Source organism: Kitasatospora sp. NPDC015120, assembly GCF_043080305.1.
Classification (GTDB): Bacteria; Actinomycetota; Actinomycetes; order Streptomycetales; family Streptomycetaceae; genus Kitasatospora.
This window is the reverse complement of sequence record NZ_JBIBVJ010000002.1, coordinates 594529-610865: the sequence shown is the minus strand read 5'-3', so window position 1 is coordinate 610865 and position 16337 is coordinate 594529. Positions and strand designations below refer to the sequence as shown.

At 72.5% G+C, this 16337-nt stretch carries 15 protein-coding genes and 2 pseudogenes (1 of these 17 running past the window's edge); 9 read left to right on the top strand and 8 right to left on the bottom strand.

The window, feature by feature from the left end; all coding sequences use genetic code 11:
* Positions 1 to 105 precede the first annotated feature (105 nt).
* From recF to dnaA, 4 genes and pseudogenes are all read right to left on the bottom strand, one after another.
* Complete coding sequence (gene recF / locus ACF1AK_RS07490) at positions 106 to 1239, bottom strand: DNA replication/repair protein RecF (protein ID WP_391497782.1); 1134 nt, start codon at positions 1237 to 1239, stop codon at positions 106 to 108.
* Positions 1240 to 1282: 43 nt separating this feature from the next.
* Positions 1283 to 2179: pseudogene (gene gnd / locus ACF1AK_RS07485) on the bottom strand (phosphogluconate dehydrogenase (NAD(+)-dependent, decarboxylating)); the annotation flags it as partial.
* Between the two features lie 188 nt (positions 2180 to 2367).
* Positions 2368 to 3498, bottom strand: a complete 1131-nt coding sequence (gene dnaN, locus ACF1AK_RS07480; RefSeq protein ID WP_380287948.1) for a DNA polymerase III subunit beta — start codon at positions 3496 to 3498, stop codon at positions 2368 to 2370.
* A 951-nt stretch (positions 3499 to 4449) separates the two neighbouring features.
* The gene (gene dnaA, locus ACF1AK_RS07475) at positions 4450 to 6279 is read right to left on the bottom strand and encodes a chromosomal replication initiator protein DnaA (protein ID WP_391497781.1); all 1830 of its coding nucleotides are present in this window, start codon (positions 6277 to 6279) and stop codon (positions 4450 to 4452) included.
* 354 nt (positions 6280 to 6633) lie between these two features.
* On the opposite strand from dnaA, the gene rpmH reads away from it, so the two are divergent.
* The 9 genes from rpmH (at position 6634) to ACF1AK_RS07430 (ending at position 13501) form a co-directional block, all read left to right on the top strand.
* On the top strand, positions 6634 to 6771 hold the full coding sequence (rpmH, locus tag ACF1AK_RS07470) for a 50S ribosomal protein L34 (RefSeq protein ID WP_030059672.1): 138 nt from the start codon (positions 6634 to 6636) through the stop codon (positions 6769 to 6771).
* 18 nt (positions 6772 to 6789) lie between these two features.
* A complete protein-coding gene (rnpA, locus tag ACF1AK_RS07465) occupies positions 6790 to 7218 on the top strand; it encodes a ribonuclease P protein component (RefSeq protein WP_391497780.1) in 429 nt (142 codons plus the stop codon).
* Complete coding sequence (yidD, locus tag ACF1AK_RS07460; RefSeq protein WP_391497779.1) at positions 7215 to 7586, top strand: membrane protein insertion efficiency factor YidD; 372 nt, start codon at positions 7215 to 7217, stop codon at positions 7584 to 7586. The genes rnpA and yidD overlap by 4 nt, the downstream gene beginning before the upstream one ends.
* Positions 7583 to 8782, top strand: coding sequence for a membrane protein insertase YidC (gene yidC / locus ACF1AK_RS07455; protein ID WP_391497778.1), 1200 nt, complete (start codon positions 7583 to 7585; stop codon positions 8780 to 8782). Before yidD ends, yidC begins: the two co-directional genes overlap by 4 nt.
* Before the next feature lie 85 nt (positions 8783 to 8867).
* Positions 8868 to 9398 carry a protein jag gene (locus ACF1AK_RS07450; protein WP_391497777.1) on the top strand — a complete coding sequence of 177 codons (531 nt, stop codon included), beginning with the start codon at positions 8868 to 8870 and terminating at the stop codon, positions 9396 to 9398.
* A gap of 175 nt (positions 9399 to 9573) precedes the next feature.
* The gene (gene rsmG / locus ACF1AK_RS07445) at positions 9574 to 10416 is read left to right on the top strand and encodes a 16S rRNA (guanine(527)-N(7))-methyltransferase RsmG (RefSeq protein WP_391497776.1); all 843 of its coding nucleotides are present in this window, start codon (positions 9574 to 9576) and stop codon (positions 10414 to 10416) included.
* 291 nt (positions 10417 to 10707) lie between these two features.
* Complete coding sequence (locus ACF1AK_RS07440) at positions 10708 to 11682, top strand: ParA family protein (RefSeq protein ID WP_380287934.1); 975 nt, start codon at positions 10708 to 10710, stop codon at positions 11680 to 11682.
* Complete coding sequence (locus tag ACF1AK_RS07435; protein WP_391497775.1) at positions 11679 to 12758, top strand: ParB/RepB/Spo0J family partition protein; 1080 nt, start codon at positions 11679 to 11681, stop codon at positions 12756 to 12758. Before ACF1AK_RS07440 ends, ACF1AK_RS07435 begins: the two co-directional genes overlap by 4 nt.
* A 125-nt stretch (positions 12759 to 12883) precedes the next feature.
* Complete coding sequence (locus ACF1AK_RS07430) at positions 12884 to 13501, top strand: GNAT family N-acetyltransferase (protein WP_391497774.1); 618 nt, start codon at positions 12884 to 12886, stop codon at positions 13499 to 13501.
* Positions 13502 to 13573: 72 nt separating this feature from the next.
* On the opposite strand, the gene trxA is transcribed toward ACF1AK_RS07430, so the two are convergent.
* The 4 genes and pseudogenes from trxA to sigM all read right to left on the bottom strand — a co-directional run.
* The gene (gene trxA / locus ACF1AK_RS07425) at positions 13574 to 13900 is read right to left on the bottom strand and encodes a thioredoxin (RefSeq protein WP_391497773.1); all 327 of its coding nucleotides are present in this window, start codon (positions 13898 to 13900) and stop codon (positions 13574 to 13576) included.
* 137 nt (positions 13901 to 14037) lie between these two features.
* Positions 14038 to 15003 carry a thioredoxin-disulfide reductase gene (trxB, locus tag ACF1AK_RS07420; RefSeq protein ID WP_391497772.1) on the bottom strand — a complete coding sequence of 322 codons (966 nt, stop codon included), beginning with the start codon at positions 15001 to 15003 and terminating at the stop codon, positions 14038 to 14040.
* Positions 15004 to 15177: 174 nt separating this feature from the next.
* A complete protein-coding gene (locus ACF1AK_RS07415) occupies positions 15178 to 16128 on the bottom strand; it encodes a zf-HC2 domain-containing protein (protein ID WP_391498051.1) in 951 nt (316 codons plus the stop codon).
* Between the two features lie 165 nt (positions 16129 to 16293).
* Positions 16294 to 16337, bottom strand: a pseudogene (gene sigM, locus ACF1AK_RS07410) (RNA polymerase sigma factor SigM) (its annotated part continues 646 nt past the right edge of the window); the annotation flags it as partial.

Below are 16337 nucleotides of genomic sequence, written 5' to 3'. Positions count from 1 at the left end.
ACGGGAGCCGGAAGGGCGCGCGACGGCACGGGTGGGCGTTCCCGGGGACACGGGTGCGGGGTGTGCGGGCACCGGCGGCGGTCCGTGGGGCGCGGTGCGGCGCGGTCAGCCGGTGACGCGCCGGACGGCGCCGTCGGCGACCGCGTACCGGGCGCCGGCCAGCGCCTTCGGCACGTCCTCGGCCACCGCCGCGGTCACCAGCACCTGTTCGCCGCCGGCCACCAGCTCGGCCAGCCGGTCGCGGCGGGCGGCGTCCAGCTCGGCGAAGACGTCGTCCAGGACCAGCACCGGCTCGCCGCCGTCGGCGCGCAGCAGTTCGTACGAGGCCAGCCGCAGCGCCAGCGCGAAGGACCAGGACTCGCCGTGGCTGGCGTAGCCCTTGGCCGGCAGCGGGCCGAGCTTGAGCACCAGCTCGTCGCGGTGCGGGCCGACCAGGGTGACCCCGCGCTCGACCTCCTGCTTGCGGACCGTCCGCAGCGCCTGGAGCAGCTGCTCCTCGGCCTGCTCGCGGCTGGCCGGCAGCTCGCCCTCGAAGGAGCTGCGGTACTCCAGGGCGGTGTCCCCGCCGCCCGGCGCGAGCTGCCCGTAGGCGGCCGTGACCAGCGGCTGGAGGGCGGCCACCAGCTGGAGCCGGAAGGCGGTGAGTTCGGCGCCGGCCCGGGCCAGGTGGCCGTCCCAGACCTCCAGGGTGGACAGGTCGGCGCCCTTGCCGCCGCCGGCCCGGCGGGCCATCGCGGCGGTCTTCAGCAGGGCGTTGCGCTGCTTGAGCACCCGCTCGTAGTCCTGCCGGACCCCGGCCAGCCGGGGCGCCCGGGCGGTCAGCAGCTCGTCCAGGAAGCGCCGGCGCTCCCCCGGGTCGCCCTTGACCAGGGCGAGGTCCTCGGGGGCGAACAGCACGGTGCGCAGCAGGCCCAGCACGTCGCGCGGGCGGACGTTGTCGGAGCGGTTGATCCGGGCCCGGTTGGCCTTGCCGGGGGTGATCTCCAGCTCGACCAGGGTGGAGCGGCCGCGGTCCACCACCGAGGTGCGGATCACCGCGCGCTCGGCGCCCAGCCGGATCAGCGGGGCGTCGGTGGCGACCCGGTGGCTGCCCAGGGTGGCGACGTAGCCGACCGCCTCGACCAGATTGGTCTTGCCCTGGCCGTTGGGGCCGACGAACGCCGTCACGCCCGGGTCGAGGGGGACCTCGGCCCGGGCGTAGGAACGGAAGTCGGCGAGCGACAGGTGCGCGACGTGCATGGCGGTGGACTGCGCTCGCCTTCTGTGGAGGGACCTGCGGGGACTACTTCGACTCGACCGCGTGGCCGCCGAACTGGTTGCGCAGCGCGGCGATCATCTTCATCTGCGGCGAGTCGTCCTGACGGGAGGCGAAGCGGGCGAACAGCGAGGCGGTGATCGCCGGCAGCGGGACGGCGTGGTCGATGGCGGCCTCGACGGTCCAGCGGCCCTCGCCGGAGTCGGCGGCCCAGCCCTTGAGCTTGCCCAGGTGCTCGTCCTCGTCCAGGGCGCGCACGGCCAGGTCGAGCAGCCAGGAGCGGATCACGGTGCCCTCCTGCCAGCTGCGGAAGACCTCGCGGACGTCGGTGACCTCGGGGGCGGCCTCCAGCAGCTCCCAGCCCTCGGCGAAGGCCTGCATCATCGCGTACTCGATGCCGTTGTGGACCATCTTGGCGAAGTGGCCTGCGCCGACCGCGCCCGCGTGCACCGAGCCGAAGTCGCCCTCGGGCTTGAGCGTGTCGAAGACCGGCTGGACCTTGGCCACGTGCTCGGCGTCGCCGCCGTACATCAGCGCGTAGCCGTTCTCCAGGCCCCAGACGCCGCCGGAGACGCCGCAGTCGACGAAGCCGATGCCCTTGGCGGCCAGCGCCTCGGCGTGCTTGACGTCGTCGGTCCAGCGGGAGTTGCCGCCGTCGACGACCACGTCACCGGGGGAGAGCAGTTCGGCCAGCTCGTCCACGGTGGCCTGGGTGGCGGCGCCGGCCGGGACCATGACCCAGACGACGCGCGGGCCCTGCAGCTTGGTGACCAGCTCCTGGAGGCTCTCGACGTCGGAGATGTCGGGGTTGCGGTCGTAGCCGATGACGGTGTGGCCGGCGCGGCGGATCCGCTCGCGCATGTTGCCGCCCATCTTGCCGAGACCGATGAGGCCGAGCTCCATAGCCAAATCCTTACCTGTGGTGACGTCCCTGCGGGCGGCGCCGTTGCCGCGCCTCCTTGAGCCTACGTGCTGGAGCGGAAGGGCCTCCTCGTGGCCGGGCTGACCGGGGGAGGTTCCACAGGTTTGTTCACAGGGCTGTGGACGGAGCCGTGGACGAACGGCTCCGGGCAGGTCCGGTGGCGGCCGGACCTGCCCGGAGCGGAGCCGGCTCAGCCGGAGAGGCGGACCGGCATGATCAGGTACTGGTAGGCCTCGTCGGCCTCGGCGTCCACCGCGGCCTTGCCGCTGAGCAGCGCGGGCTTGGTCGGGGTGGTGAAGCTCAGCTGGGCGTAGGCGGAGTCGATGGCCTTGAGGCCCTCCTCCAGGTAGCCCGGGTTGAACGCGATCGAGATGGCGTCCCCCTCCAGGGAGGCGTCGATCCGCTCGGTGGCCTGGGCGTCGTCGCCGGAGCCGGCCTCCAGGGTGAGCACGCCCTCCTCGAAGTTCAGCCGGACCGGGGTGTTGCGCTCGGCGACCAGGGAGACGCGCTTGAGGGCCTCCAGGAAGGGCTGGGTCTGGATCGCCGCGATCGCGTTGAACTCGGTCGGGAAGAGGCTGCGGTACTTCGGGAACTCGCCCTCCAGCAGACGGGTGGTGGTCCGCCGGCCGGCGCCCTCGAAGCCGATCAGGCCCTCGCCCGCGCCGCCCGAGGAGAGCGCGATGGAGACGTTGTCGCCGCTGCCCAGGGACTTGGCGATGTCCTGGAGGGTCTTGGCCGGGACGAGCGCGACCGCCGAGATGTCGGACTGCTCGGGCTTCCACAGCAGCTCGCGGACGGCGAAGCGGTAGCGGTCGGTGGCGGCCAGCGTGATCCGGTCGCCCTCGATCTCGACCCGCACGCCGGTGAGCACCGGCAGGGTGTCGTCACGGCCGGCGGCCACGGCGGCCTGGCTGACCGCGGAGGCGAACACGTCGCCGGGCACGGTGCCGGTCGCGGTGGGCATCTGGGGCAGCGCCGGGTACTCGTCCACCGGCAGGGTCGGCAGGGTGAACCGGGAGCTGCCGCAGACCACGCTGACCCGCTGGCCGTCGGTGGAGATCTCCACGGGCCTGTTGGGAAGGTTGCGCGAGATGTCGTTGAGCAGCCGGCCGGAGACCAGCACGGTGCCGGCCTCCTCGATGTCGGCCTCCAGCTCGACCCGGGCCGAGACCTCGTAGTCGAAGCCGGACAGCGCCAGGCTGCCGTCCTGGGCCGTCAGCAGCAGGCCGGCCAGCACCGGCACCGGCGGCCGTGCCGGGAGGCTGCGGGCAGCCCAGGCCACCGCCTCCGCGAGGACGTCACGCTCCACCCGGAACTTCACCGGTAACCGCCTCCTGGATCGAGCGCTCCCGCTCGCACGTCTGGTTCTTCTGATCTTGGTCTTCGCCGCGGCTGTCCGCCGAGCTCCGCCGCTCCGCTTCCAGTCGCCGAGGACAGTCTGACGTACTCCACCGACAGACGGGGCAGACGGGCGGAAGCAACTCGAACGGATGTCGGGCAGCGGTTGTCCACAGATTTCGACCCCACCCGCTTTTGAACGAGGCGAACGGTCTATAGGTGTAGTGGTAGTAGTAGGGCCTGTGGAAACCGTGGATAACCCTGTTTTCGCAGGTCAGGCCCGGTTTTTTGTCCACAGGAGCTGTGGACCGCGGCTGTGGACGAACACGGCCCGCTGTGGACGGCGGAGCGTTACCCACAGGGCACGCTGGGTATCCACAGGTTATCCCCAGCACCGTCCCCAGATCCGGACCCGGTTATCCACGGGCACCGGTCAACTTTTCGTGACGGCTTTCACACCTGGGCATGAACGAGGGCAGAAGCTTGTCGAACTGTGGACGCAGCTGTGGACAACCTGGGGATAACCCCGCCCGGCCTGGGGACAACCGGTGGACAACCCGAACGGCCCACGGACGGGGCGCCGGTTGTCCACACCCTGTGGACAACGGTTGTGCACAAGTCCACAGGCACCTGACCTGCGCGGAAGAGCGTAGCGGCGGGCGCCCTGTGGAGGAATTCTGGATAACTCACGGCGCCCGGGCCTGTGGATGACGCAGAACCCGCCCGGCCTGTGGATTTCCGCCTCGCGCACCGGGGTCGTTCGAATCCCTGGTCAGATGTTCGGCGCGGGCTGTGGACTGGCGGGGCGTCCGTCCCCCGCATCCCTGCCCCGGCGGACCGCCGTGCACACCTGTGGATATGCCGAAAGGGCGTCAGGATCGCTCCTGACGCCCTCTTCCGGCCATGCCGGGCCGGCCCCGCGGGGGCCGCCCCGCTAGCTCTTGATGCGGTTGGTCAGCTCGGTGACCTGGTTGTAGATCGAGCGCCGCTCGGCCATGAGTGACCGGATCTTGCGGTCGGCGTGCATCACCGTGGTGTGGTCGCGGCCGCCGAACTGCGCGCCGATCTTCGGCAGCGAGAGGTCGGTGAGCTCCCGGCAGAGGTACATGGCGATCTGACGCGCGGTCACCAGCACGCGGCTGCGCGAGGATCCGCAGAGGTCGTCCACCCCGAGCCCGAAGTAGGCGGCGGTCTGCTGCATGATCACCTGGGCGGTGATCTCCGGCCCGGCGTCCTCGTCGCCGCCCGGGATGAGGTCCTTGAGGACGATCCCGGCCAGCTCCAGGTCCACCGGGGCCCGGTTGAGGTTGGCGAAGGCGGTGACCCGGATCAGGGCCCCTTCCAGCTCCCGGATGTTCCGGGTGATCCGGGACGCGATGAACTCCAGCACGTCGGCGGGAGCGTTGAGTTGCTCCTGGATCGCCTTCTTGCGCAGGATCGCGATCCGGGTCTCCAGCTCCGGCGGGGTGACGTCGGTGATCAGTCCCCACTCGAAGCGGTTGCGCAGCCGGTCCTCCAGCGTGGTCAGCAGCTTGGGCGGCCGGTCGGAGGAGAGCACGATCTGCTTGTTGGCGTTGTGCAGGGTGTTGAAGGTGTGGAAGAACTCCTCCTGCGTGGACTCCTTGCTCGCCAGGAACTGCACGTCGTCCACGAGCAGGATGTCCATGTCCCGGTAGCGCTTGCGGAAGGTGTCCGCCTTGCCGTCCCGGATGGAGTTGATGAACTCGTTGGTGAACTCCTCGGAGGACACGTACCGCACCCGGGTGCCCGGGAAGAGGCTGCGCGAGTAGTGCCCGATGGCGTGCAGCAGGTGGGTCTTGCCCAGCCCGGACTCGCCGTAGATGAAGAGCGGGTTGTACGCCTTGGCCGGGGCCTCGGCGACCGCCACCGCCGCCGCGTGCGCGAAGCGGTTGCTCGCGCCGATGACGAAGGTGTCGAACAGGTACTTGGGGTTCAGCCTGGCGGCCGGCTCGTCCTTGCGGGAGCCGCCGGCCGGGGGCGCGCCGGGCGGGGCGGGCACGCCGGGGACCGCGGGGCGGTCGGTGGCGCGTTCGGCGGGGGCCTTGTCCGCACCGCGGGCGGCCGGGCGGGCCGCGGGGGAGCGGCGGCCGGAGGCGGTCCGCGGGTGTTCGCCCGGGCCGGGGCCGTAGGCGCCGCCGAAGAGGTCGCCCTGGGTGGTCGAGGGCGGTGCGGGGACGTGCCGCGGCGCGGGCCGGGGGGCCGGCTCCTCGGGCTCGCGGTAGGCCGGCGGCTGCTCCTGGTAGCCGGGCCAGGCCTGGGTGCCGCCCGCCGGGCCGCCGTACGGCGCGGGGTGCTGCTCGTAGCCGCCGCCGTCGTAGCGGGGCCGCTCGTAGCCGTGCTCGTAGCCCTGTTCGTAGTCCTGCTCGTAGGACTGCTGCGGGTAGCCCTGGCCGCCGTAGCCGCCGGCGTCCTGCTCGGACGGGTTCGGGTACGGCTCGGCGGGGGCCTGCGCGGCGGACGCGGGGGCGGTCGGCACGGCGTTGGCGTCGACCATCACGGCGATCCGCACCGGGCGGCCCAGCTCGCGGGAGAGCGCCTCGGTCAGCTGCGGCAGCAGCCGTCCCTCCAGCACCTGCTTGGCCCGCTCGTTGGGGGCCGCCAGCAGGGCGGTGTCGTGCATCATCCACATGGGCTGGGTGCGCTGCACCCACTGCTTGTCCATCTCCCCGATGTCCGGGTCGCCGACCAGCCGCTCGACGACCCTCGCCCAGACCGGGACGAGGTCGCTGTTGACATCAGCCACTGGTGCACGCTTTCCGATGAACAAACCAGACAAGTTCTGCAACGGTAGTCAGCGAACAGAGCCGGATCAAGTCGTTGTCCACAGGCTGTGGGTAAGCGGCCTCCGGGCGGCTGGTTTGACCCTCGCGCCCCGTCCCGCGTACCGTAACCAGGTCGAGTTGTCGATGGCCGCTGCCGCATGTCCGCGGGTCCACCCGCTCCATAAGGCGCGCAGCACGGGCGCCGTGGATTGCCTCCAACCCCAGCCGAACTGGGGCGATGGGCCGGATTTCCGATACATGGGGAGATCACGCGGACGCACGGTGACGGCCAAGCGACTCCCCGTCATCCTACGATTCACCTCAGGAGCCCCCGAGTGAGCAAGCGCACCTTCCAGCCGAACAACCGTCGCCGCGCGAAGACCCACGGCTTCCGGCTGCGTATGCGTACCCGCGCCGGCCGCGCCATCCTGGCCGCCCGCCGTGGCAAGGGCCGCGCCAGCCTGTCCGCCTGATCCGCACCAGAGTCTGTTGTGCTGCCCTCCGAGAATCGGCTGCGGCGGCGCCAGGACTTCGCGACCGCGGTCAAACGCGGTCGCCGGGCCGGTAGGCCCCTGCTGGTCGTCCACCTCGCCAGAGAGGACGCCCCCGGGGGCCACACCGACCGGACCAGCGACATCCGCCCGCACGTCGCCGAGGGGACTCCTTCGGCGCGTGCGGGTTTCGTCGTGAGCAAGGCCGTCGGCCCGGCGGTCACCCGCAACCTGGTCAAGCGCCGGTTGCGCCACCTCGTGCGTGATCGTCTGTCCCGGCTGCCCGCCGGTAGCCTGATAGTGGTGCGTGCGCTGCCCCCGGCCGCGTCCGCCTCGTACCAGGAACTCGAACGTGACCTGGACGCGGCGCTCAAGCGGCTGCTCAAGGCCGAGCACGCCGCCTCGGCGCCGACGGGAGCAGGGCGATGAAGTACCTGCTGATGGGTCTGATCAGGGTGTACCAGTGGACCATCAGCCCACTGCTCGGTCCGGTGTGCCGCTACTACCCGTCCTGCTCGCACTACGGCTTCGAGGCCGTGAAGACGCACGGGGCGGTGAAGGGCGGCGCCCTGACCGCGTGGCGCATCCTGCGCTGCAATCCGTGGACTCCCGGCGGGGTCGATCACGTCCCGCCGCGCAAGCACCCGGTGTGGCACCGCCGGCTGCGGGACCGGCTGAACGGCCGGGCCGCCGCCGGACATCCGGTGATCATGCCCCCCGCCGGTCCGGACCCAGAGGGCCCGGCGACCATTGGCCCCATGGGGCCAATCCCAATGTCCAAGGAGCCTGACCGGTGACCTTCTCCTTCCTCAACCCCCTGTACACAGCGGTGTCCTGGATCATTGTCCAGTTCCACTCGCTGTACAGCCACGTCTTCGACCCGGATGGTGGCTGGGCCTGGGGTCTGGCCATCGCCTCGATGGTGGTCGTCATCCGGATCTGCCTGATCCCGCTCTTCGTGAAGCAGATCAAGGCGACCCGGGCCATGCAGGCGATCCAGCCGAAGATGAAGGCCATCCAGGAGCGGTACAAGAACGACCGCCAGCGCCAGTCCGAAGAGATGATGAAGCTGTACAAGGAGGCGGGTACCAACCCGTTCTCCAGCTGCCTTCCCATCCTCGTGCAGGCGCCGTTCTTCACCGCGCTCTACGGCGTGCTGGCCTCGGTCGCCAAGGGCAAGGCCATCGGCGTGATCAACGGCGACCTGCTGGTGAGCGCCGGCAAGGCGCACATCTTCGGCGCCCCGCTCTCGGCCACCTTCGTGGGTAGCAGCGAGGTCAGCGTCAAGATCGTCGTCGCGGTGATGATCGTCCTGATGTCGCTGTCGCAGTTCATCACGCAGCGCCAGCTGATGACCAAGAACGTCGACCTCACGGTGAAGACGCCGTTCATGCAGCAGCAGAAGATGCTGATGTACGTCTTCCCGATCATGTTCGCCGTGATGGGCATCAACTTCCCGGTCGGTGTCCTGGTCTACTGGCTGACCACCAACGTCTGGTCGATGGGCCAGCAGCTGATCGTCATCCGCAACAACCCGACGCCGGGCAGCAAGGCCTGGGACGAGCGCCAGGCCCGCCTGAAGAAGGCCGGCCGGCTGAACCCGGACGGCTCGGTCATCAAGGGCCCGCTCTTCGGCCTGCTCCCCGCGAAGAAGTCCGCCGTCACCGCCGAGGCCGTGGTCGAGGAGTCGGTGCAGGTGCGCCGGCAGCAGCCGCGGAAGCAGACCAAGTCCCAGCGCCAGCACACCGGCGGCCAGACCACCAGCCTGACCAAGGACGCCCCGGACGAGCAGCCCGCCGACGCCGCCCCGGCGGACTCCGCCGGTACCGGCGGCTCCGGCGGGACCTCCGGCAGCGGTGCGGCCGGTGCCGCCGGTGCGGCCAAGCAGACCGCGGCGCGCCCGGCGGGTGCCAAGTCGGGCGCGGCCCGTCAGCAGGGCGGCGGCCGGCAGCAGCCCAAGCGCGGCAGCGGTCAGCGGCCGAAGAAGAAGTGACCGGTCCGTACCGGACCGCTCCCACGGCCCCCTGAACCTCGTTACCGGCCCACCACCCGGGCCCCATCTCCGAAGGAGTCCATCAGTGACGGAAGGCACCACCTCCGCCGTCGAGGCCGAGGCCGCCGCCAGCGCCGACGAGAACCTCGTCGCCCGCCTGGAGCAGGAGGGCGACATCGCGGCGGACTACCTGGAGGGTCTGCTCGACATCGCCGACCTCGACGGTGACATCGACATGGACGTCGAGGGCGACCGCGCCCTGGTCTCCATCGTCAGCGACGGCAACGACCGCTCCCTGCAGCGGCTGGTCGGCCAGGACGGCGAGGTGCTGGAGGCGCTGCAGGAGCTGACCCGGTTGGCCGTCCACCGGGAGACCGGCGAGCGCAGCCGCCTCATGCTGGACATCGCCGGGTTCCGGGCCCGCAAGCGCACGGAGCTGGCGACCCTCGGGGCCGAGGCCGCCGAGCAGGTGAAGAGCTCGGGGGAGCAGGTCAAGCTGCGCCCGATGACCCCGTTCGAGCGCAAGGTCGTCCACGACGCGGTGGCCGCGGCCGGTCTGCGCAGCGAGTCGGAGGGCGAGGAGCCCCAGCGGTGCGTGGTCGTGCTCCCGGCCTGACGGCAGGGTGACCGTCGGCGGCCTGAGGCGGCCGGCATGCGACACGAGGACCCGACCCCGTCCGCCCCGCGCGGACGGGGTCGTCGTCCCTTCGCGGGCGGTGGCCCGGCGAGAGATGTTTCACGTGAAACGGTGCAGGAGCGGGTCGGTGGATCCGGGGAGCGGAGAGTTCGAGATGGACACGGAGAGCGCGCCTGCCGGCGGGCCGGAGACGGGCGCCGGAGGTCCGGGTGCCGAGGGCGCGGCCGTCGGCGGGCGTCCGGCGGTCGAGCCGCCGCCCGCCCCTCCGGCCGTGGCCCGGGAGGTCTTCGGCGAGCGGTTCGACGCCGCGGTCCGCTACACCGAGCTGCTGGCCACCTCGGGGGTGACCCGGGGACTGATCGGGCCGCGCGAGGTGCCCCGGCTCTGGGACCGCCACGTGCTGAACTGCGCCGTTCTCGCCGAGCTGCTGCCGGGCGGGACGACGCTCTGCGACGTCGGCTCCGGCGCCGGTCTGCCCGGCATCCCGGTGGCGCTGGCGCGGCCGGACGTCTCGGTGACCCTGCTGGAGCCGCTGCTGCGGCGCACCACCTTCCTGGAGGAGGTGGTCCGTGAGCTGGGGCTGGAGAACGTCACCGTGCTCCGCGGCCGGGCCGAGGAGATGGTCGGCAAGCTGGCGGTGGACGTGGTGACCGCCCGGGCGGTGGCCCCGATGGAGCGGCTGGCCGGCTGGGGGCTGCCGCTGCTGCGGCCGCACGGCCAGATGCTGGCGCTCAAGGGCGACAGCGCGGAGCAGGAGCTGGCCGACTCCCGGGCCGGGCTCGCGAAGCTCGGTGCGGTGGAGTGGTCGGTGATCGCGGTCGGCGAGGGCACCCTGGAGACCTCGACCCGGGTGGTCCAGGTCAAGGTGGGGGAGAGCCCGGGCGGTGTGAAGGCGGCGACCCGCCGGGCCAAGGCCGCGGCCCGGGCCGGCCGGGCCGGTGGCGGCCCCGTGCGCGGTGGCGACCGGGGCCGCAGCCCCAGGCGGCGCGGCCGCTGAGCCGGACGTGACGTCCGCCACGGGCGGGGAGGTCCTCGGGACCTCCCCGCCCGTTCGTTCCGGCACCGGCACGGCTCTGCGGCCCGGGGCGGCGGTGGGGACTCCCGCATCCGGGTGACGGGAGGAAGACGGAGAGGCCGACCCCGGACCACCGGAGTGTCGCATCGTCAGAATTCCGACATTGCGGGCATGGTGTTTCACGTGAAACGTCGCTCTCTCCTCTCGGGAATCCTCTCGCGCAGCCGGGCGGCGACTGTTGCCGCTCCGGTTTCACGTGAAACACTGAGCCCCATGCAGGACTCGGAGACCATCGACCAGATCGATGACACGCCCATCGCGCGTGCTGCCCAGGCTGCGGTCCAGGCCATCGGCCGAGCGGGCGAAGGACTGCCCCGCCCCGCCGCCACCCGGGTGATGGTGGTGGCCAACCAGAAGGGCGGGGTGGGCAAGACCACCACCACCGTCAACCTCGCCGCCTCGCTCGCCATGCACGGCCTGCGCGTCCTGGTGATCGACCTCGACCCGCAGGGCAACGCCTCGACCGCGCTCGGCATCGACCACCACGCCGAGGTGCCGTCGATCTACGACGTCCTGGTGGAGGGCAAGCCGCTGGCCGACGTGGTGCAGCCGGTGGTCGAGGTCGAGGGGCTGTTCTGCGTCCCCGCCACCATCGACCTGGCCGGCGCCGAGATCGAGCTGGTGTCGCTGGTGGCCCGGGAGAGCCGGCTGCAGCGCGCCATCGCCGCCTACGAGCAGCCGCTGGACTACATCCTGATCGACTGTCCGCCCTCGCTGGGCCTGCTGACGGTCAACGCCCTGGTCGCCGGCCAGGAGGTGCTGATCCCGATCCAGTGCGAGTACTACGCGCTGGAAGGCCTCGGCCAGCTGCTGCGCAACGTCGAGCTGGTCCGGGCGCACCTCAACCCGGTGCTGCACGTCTCCACCATCCTGCTCACCATGTACGACGCCCGGACCAGGCTGGCCGCCCAGGTGGCGGAGGAGGTCCGGACGCACTTCCACCAGGAGGTGCTGAGCACCGCGATCCCGCGGTCGGTCCGCATCTCGGAGGCGCCCAGCTACGGTCAGACGGTGCTCACCTACGACCCCGGCTCCACCGGTGCGCTCTCCTACCTGGAGGCCGCCCGGGAGCTGGCGCTGCGGGCGGTGTCCGCGGGGGCCGGCGGCTCGTTGGTGGGGCAGCAGCGGGACGGTTCGGGGCAGGGCGCCCCGGGAGCACAGCACGGTACGACGGAGGGCAATCGGTGAGTGGTCGCAGGGGTCTGGGACGAGGGCTGGGGGCGCTGATCGGCCCCGCTGCCCCGGCGGGCGGCGGAGCCGGGACCGGCGCCGCGGCGCAGCCGGCGGCGGCTCCGGTGGCCTCGCCCGGAGCGGTCTCGCCGACCGCGGTGCCGGTGCTGCCGTCCGGCCGGGGGACGTTGGCGGCCAAGGCGGCCGCGGAGAGCCTGCGGGAGCAGGCCGCCGAGGCGGAGCTCGCACGGGTGGACGGCGCCTACTTCGCCGAACTGCCGCTGGACGCGATCACCCCGAACCCGCGCCAGCCGCGCGAGGTGTTCGACGAGGACAAGCTGGCCGAGCTGGTCGCCTCGATCAAGGAGGTGGGCCTGCTCCAGCCGGTGGTGGTGCGCCGGGCGGCGCCCGGACGCTTCGAGCTCATCATGGGCGAGCGGCGCTGGCGGGCCTCGCGGGAGGCCGGGCTGGAGCAGATCCCGGCGATCGTCCGGGCCACCGAGGACGACAAGCTGCTGCTGGACGCCCTGCTGGAGAACCTGCACCGGGCCGAGCTCAACCCGCTGGAGGAGGCGGCCGCCTACGACCAGCTGCTGCGGGACTTCTCCTGCACCCATGACGAGCTGGCGGACCGGATCGGGCGCTCGCGCTCGCACGTCTCCAACACCCTGCGGCTGCTGAAGCTGTCGCCCGCGGTGCAGCGGCGGGTGGCCGCCGGGGTGCTGACGGCCGGCCACGCCCGGGCCCTGCTCGGTGCTCCGGACGTCGAGCGGCAGGAGGAGCTGGCCAAGCGGATCGTCACGGAGGGGCTCTCGGTGCGGACCACCGAGGAGATCGTCGCGCTGATGGAGCGCGAGGAGAAGCCCAAGCGGCCCTCGCCCAAGGCGGGCAAGATCCTCTCGCCGGCCTTCAACGACCTGGCCAGCCGGCTCTCCGACCGCTTCGAGACCCGGGTGAAGGTCGAGGTCTCGCAGCGGGGCGGCAAGCTCGGCAAGGGAAAGGTGGTCCTGGAGTTCGGCTCGGTGGAGGACCTCAACCGGATCCTGGACAGCATGGCGCCCGGTGACGACGGGCTGCGGCTGTCGCAGGGCTGAGGCCGGGTCGACCGTGGGGTGGAGGCGGGTGCATGTTCCGCGTGAGCGCTGTTTCACGTGAAACATGCACCCGTCGGCGTTCGGGGGGAATGCTCGACTGTGGAGTGGACGAGGAGGTGCGGGGCATGGGACGCCGGATCGTTCCGCTGACGCTGGACAACCTCGCGGATCTGCCGTCGACCTGCCGTTCCTGCGTGTTCTGGGAGCTGGACCCGGTCAGCGGCCGGGCGGCGGTCGAGTCGGGCAAGCCCGAGCTGGAGAAGGAGGGGTGGATCTCCGCGGTGCTGCTGGAGTGGGGCTCCTGCGGCCGGGTGGTCTACGTGGACGACCAGCCGGCCGGCTTCGTGCTCTACGCCCCGCCCGCGTACGTGCCGCGGGCGCAGTCCTTCCCGACCAGTCCGGTCTCCTCGGACGCGGTCCAGCTGATGGTCAGCCGGGTGCTGCCGGGCTTCCAGCGGCAGGGGATCGGGCGGGTGCTGGTGCAGACCGTGGCCAAGGACCTGTGGGGGCGGGGGTTCCGGGCGATCGAGGCGTTCGGATCGGTGGGGCGGCAACCGGTCAGCTGTGTGCTGCCGGCCGAGCACCTGCTGGCGGTCGGCTTCAAGACCGTCCGTCCGCACCACCGTTACCCGCGGCTGCGGCTGGAGGCGCGGACCACCCTCTCCTGGCGGGGGGACGTCGAAGGGGCGCTGGAGCGGCTGCTGGGCGGCGGGCGGAAGGAACCGGCGCTGCGGCCCTTCTGAGCGCGGCCGGCAATGCCGCGAGGGCGGAACCCCGATGGGGTTCCGCCCTCGCGGCATTGCGGAGGAGCTGCCTCAGATCAGGCCGTCCAGCTCGCGCAGCAGCGCGGCCTTCGGACGGGCACCGGTGATCTGCTTCACCGGCTCGCCGTTCTTGAAGAGGATCAGGGTCGGGATGGAGATGACGTTGTACGCCGCGGCGGTCTGCTGGTTGGCGTCGACGTCGAGCTTGGCGATGGTGAGCTTGTCACTCGCGTCGGCCGCGATCTCCTCCAGGACCGGGGCCACCTGGCGGCAGGGGCCGCACCATTCGGCCCAGAAGTCGACGAGGACGGGCTTGTCGCTCTTGATGACGTCGGCATCGAACGTCGCGTCGGTCACGGTGGTGGTGGCGCCGGCCACGATCACTCCTAAGGGGTCAAGCGGGAGGGGGGCTCTGCCAGGTCTACAACACCGCGCGGGGCGGTTCTGTTTCGGCCCGGCAGGGGTGGGCGTGTTTCACGTGGAACGCGCCCACCCGGACGGTGGGGTCGGTCGGGTCAGACCGCGACGGTGGCGGCCTGGGCCTCCAGGTCGGCCAGCGAGGCCAGGTAGCGCTCGGCGTCCAGGGCGGCGGAGCAGCCGGTGCCGGAGGCGGTGATGGCCTGGCGGTAGGTGTGGTCGACGACGTCGCCGGCGGCGAAGACACCCGGGATGTTGGTGCGGGTGGAGGGCGACTCGACCTTGAGGTAGCCCTCGGCGTCGAGCTCCAGCTGGCCCTTGAAGAGCTCGGTGCGCGGGTCGTGGCCGATGGCGATGAACAGGCCGGTGACCGGGAGCTCACGGGTCTCGCCGGTGGTGGTGTCGCGCAGGGTGACGCCGGACAGCTTGGGGTCGCCGTGGATGGCCTCGACCGCGCTGTCCCACTCGAAGCTGATCTTCTCGTCGGCGAAGGCGCGCTCCTGCATCGCCTTGGAGGCGCGCAGGGTGTCCCGGCGGTGGATGACCTTGACGCTGCGGGCGAAGCGGGACAGGAAGGTCGCCTCCTCCAGGGCGGTGTCACCGCCGCCGACCACCGCGATGTCCTGGTCGCGGAAGAAGAAGCCGTCGCAGGTCGCGCACCAGGAGACGCCGCGGCCGGACAGCTTGTCCTCGTTGGGAAGGCCCAGCTTGCGGTGCTGGGAGCCGGTGGTCACGATCACGGCGCGGGCCTTGTGGACGTTGCCCTCGGAGTCGGTGACGGTCTTGACGTCACCCGTGAGGTCGACGGCGACGATGTCGTCCGGGACCAGCTCGGCGCCGAAGCGCTCGGCCTGCGCCCGCATGTTGTCCATCAGCTCGGGGCCCATGATGCCGTCCCGGAAGCCCGGGAAGTTCTCGACCTCGGTGGTGTTCATCAGCGCACCACCGGCGGTGACGGCTCCCTCGAAGACCAGCGGCTTGAGGGAGGCACGGGCCGTGTAGAGCGCAGCCGTGTAGCCGGCCGGGCCGGAACCGATGATGATCACGTTACGGACGTCGCTCACTGCATCTCCTGGTTCGCATCGCGACCCGCGTTTGCTGCGGGGAGGGCGGTCCTGCTCCGCCGCCCGGGACAACGACTGACCAGTGTCTCGCATTCCCAGGAGGATCAGTACCAGGCGCCCGCACTCTGGGAGTGTCGCGTGGCCGGTGGCATGGATCGCACGGGAACCACCGGGTCAGCCGGCCGGGATCGTGCGGTGGAGCAGGAGCGCGCAGCCGGGGGAGCGGAGGTAGACGTCGAGCTGGTCGGGGCGGCCGGGCAGGGCGTAGACGAGCAGTTCGGCGGGGGCCCCGGCGTAGCTGCCGAGGTCGGTGGCCAGCAGGGCGGCGGTGCTGGGCGGCGGGCAGGCCGGGGCGGAGCTGCCGCCGCCGGTCAGTCCCTGGCCGCCCTCGGCGGGCGGGACGCCGCTCGCGCCGGAGCCGTCCGAGGGGGCGGCGCCGTCGCCGGTGGAGGGCCCGACGGGCCGCTCCGGCCGGGCGGGGGCGGTACCGGCGGCGAGCAGCTGCCGGACCTGCGCGGCGAGCTGGTCCTCCCGGTAGACGGTGGCGCCGGCGCTGCGGTCGGCCTTGCCGGCGGCGGAGCCCTCCGAGGTTCCCGGGGTGGCGGCGGGGGCGTGGGCGGCGACGCCGAGGTCCTGCTGCCCGGGGGCGGAGGGCCGTGCGAGCAGGACGCCGCCGAGGCCGAGGGCGAGCAGCGCGGCGGCCGAGCCGAGCAGCAGGGCCCGGCGGCGCCGGGGCCGGGCCGCCCGGCCCGGTCCGGTGGCGGCGGGCCGGGCCGGTGGAGCGGTCGGCGCGGTCGGCGCGGGGGCCGGCCGCGGGGACGGTGCGGGGAGCGGCGGGGAAGGGGCCGGGGCGGGCGCCGGGGCGTCCTCGGCCGCCGCCGCGAGGGCGGCGTCGATCCGGGCGGCGACATCGGCCGGCATGGCCTCCGGTCCGGCCCCGGCGAGCAGCAGCCGCACCTCGGCGAGGGCGTCGGCGGTCTCCCGGCACTCGGCGCAGCCGGCCAGGTGCCGGCGCAGTGCGTCGGCCTCGACGGGCGGCAGCAGGTCCTCGGCGAGGTCGGCCAGCTCGTCGGCTCCGGGATGCGCACCCGCGGCGGGACCGGGGGAGGAGAGGGGCGTCGTCATCGCGTGCTCGCGTCTCCTTCCAGAATCGGCCGGGCTGGATCCGGGGCCGTCCCTGTGACGGTACGGGGCGCCGGTGGGTTCCCGGACGGACGGTCGGCGCCGGGGGGGGGGGGGGGGGGGGGGGGGGGACAACCCCCCCCCCCCCCCCCGCCCCCCCCCCCGGCGCCGGCCCCCCCCCCCCCCCCCCCGCGGGCCCCCCCCCCCCCCCC

Coding starts and splice junctions, on each gene's coding strand:
- ACF1AK_RS07440 (WP_380287934.1), top strand. CDS start 10,708: ATGCAGGACTCGGAGACCATCGACCAGATCGATGACACGCCCATCGCG.
- rsmG (WP_391497776.1), top strand. CDS start 9,574: ATGGACACGGAGAGCGCGCCTGCCGGCGGGCCGGAGACGGGCGCCGGA.
- yidD (WP_391497779.1), top strand. CDS start 7,215: ATGAAGTACCTGCTGATGGGTCTGATCAGGGTGTACCAGTGGACCATC.
- ACF1AK_RS07430 (WP_391497774.1), top strand. CDS start 12,884: ATGGGACGCCGGATCGTTCCGCTGACGCTGGACAACCTCGCGGATCTG.
- recF (WP_391497782.1), bottom strand. CDS start 1,239: ATGCACGTCGCGCACCTGTCGCTCGCCGACTTCCGTTCCTACGCCCGG.
- ACF1AK_RS07415 (WP_391498051.1), bottom strand. CDS start 16,128: ATGACGACGCCCCTCTCCTCCCCCGGTCCCGCCGCGGGTGCGCATCCC.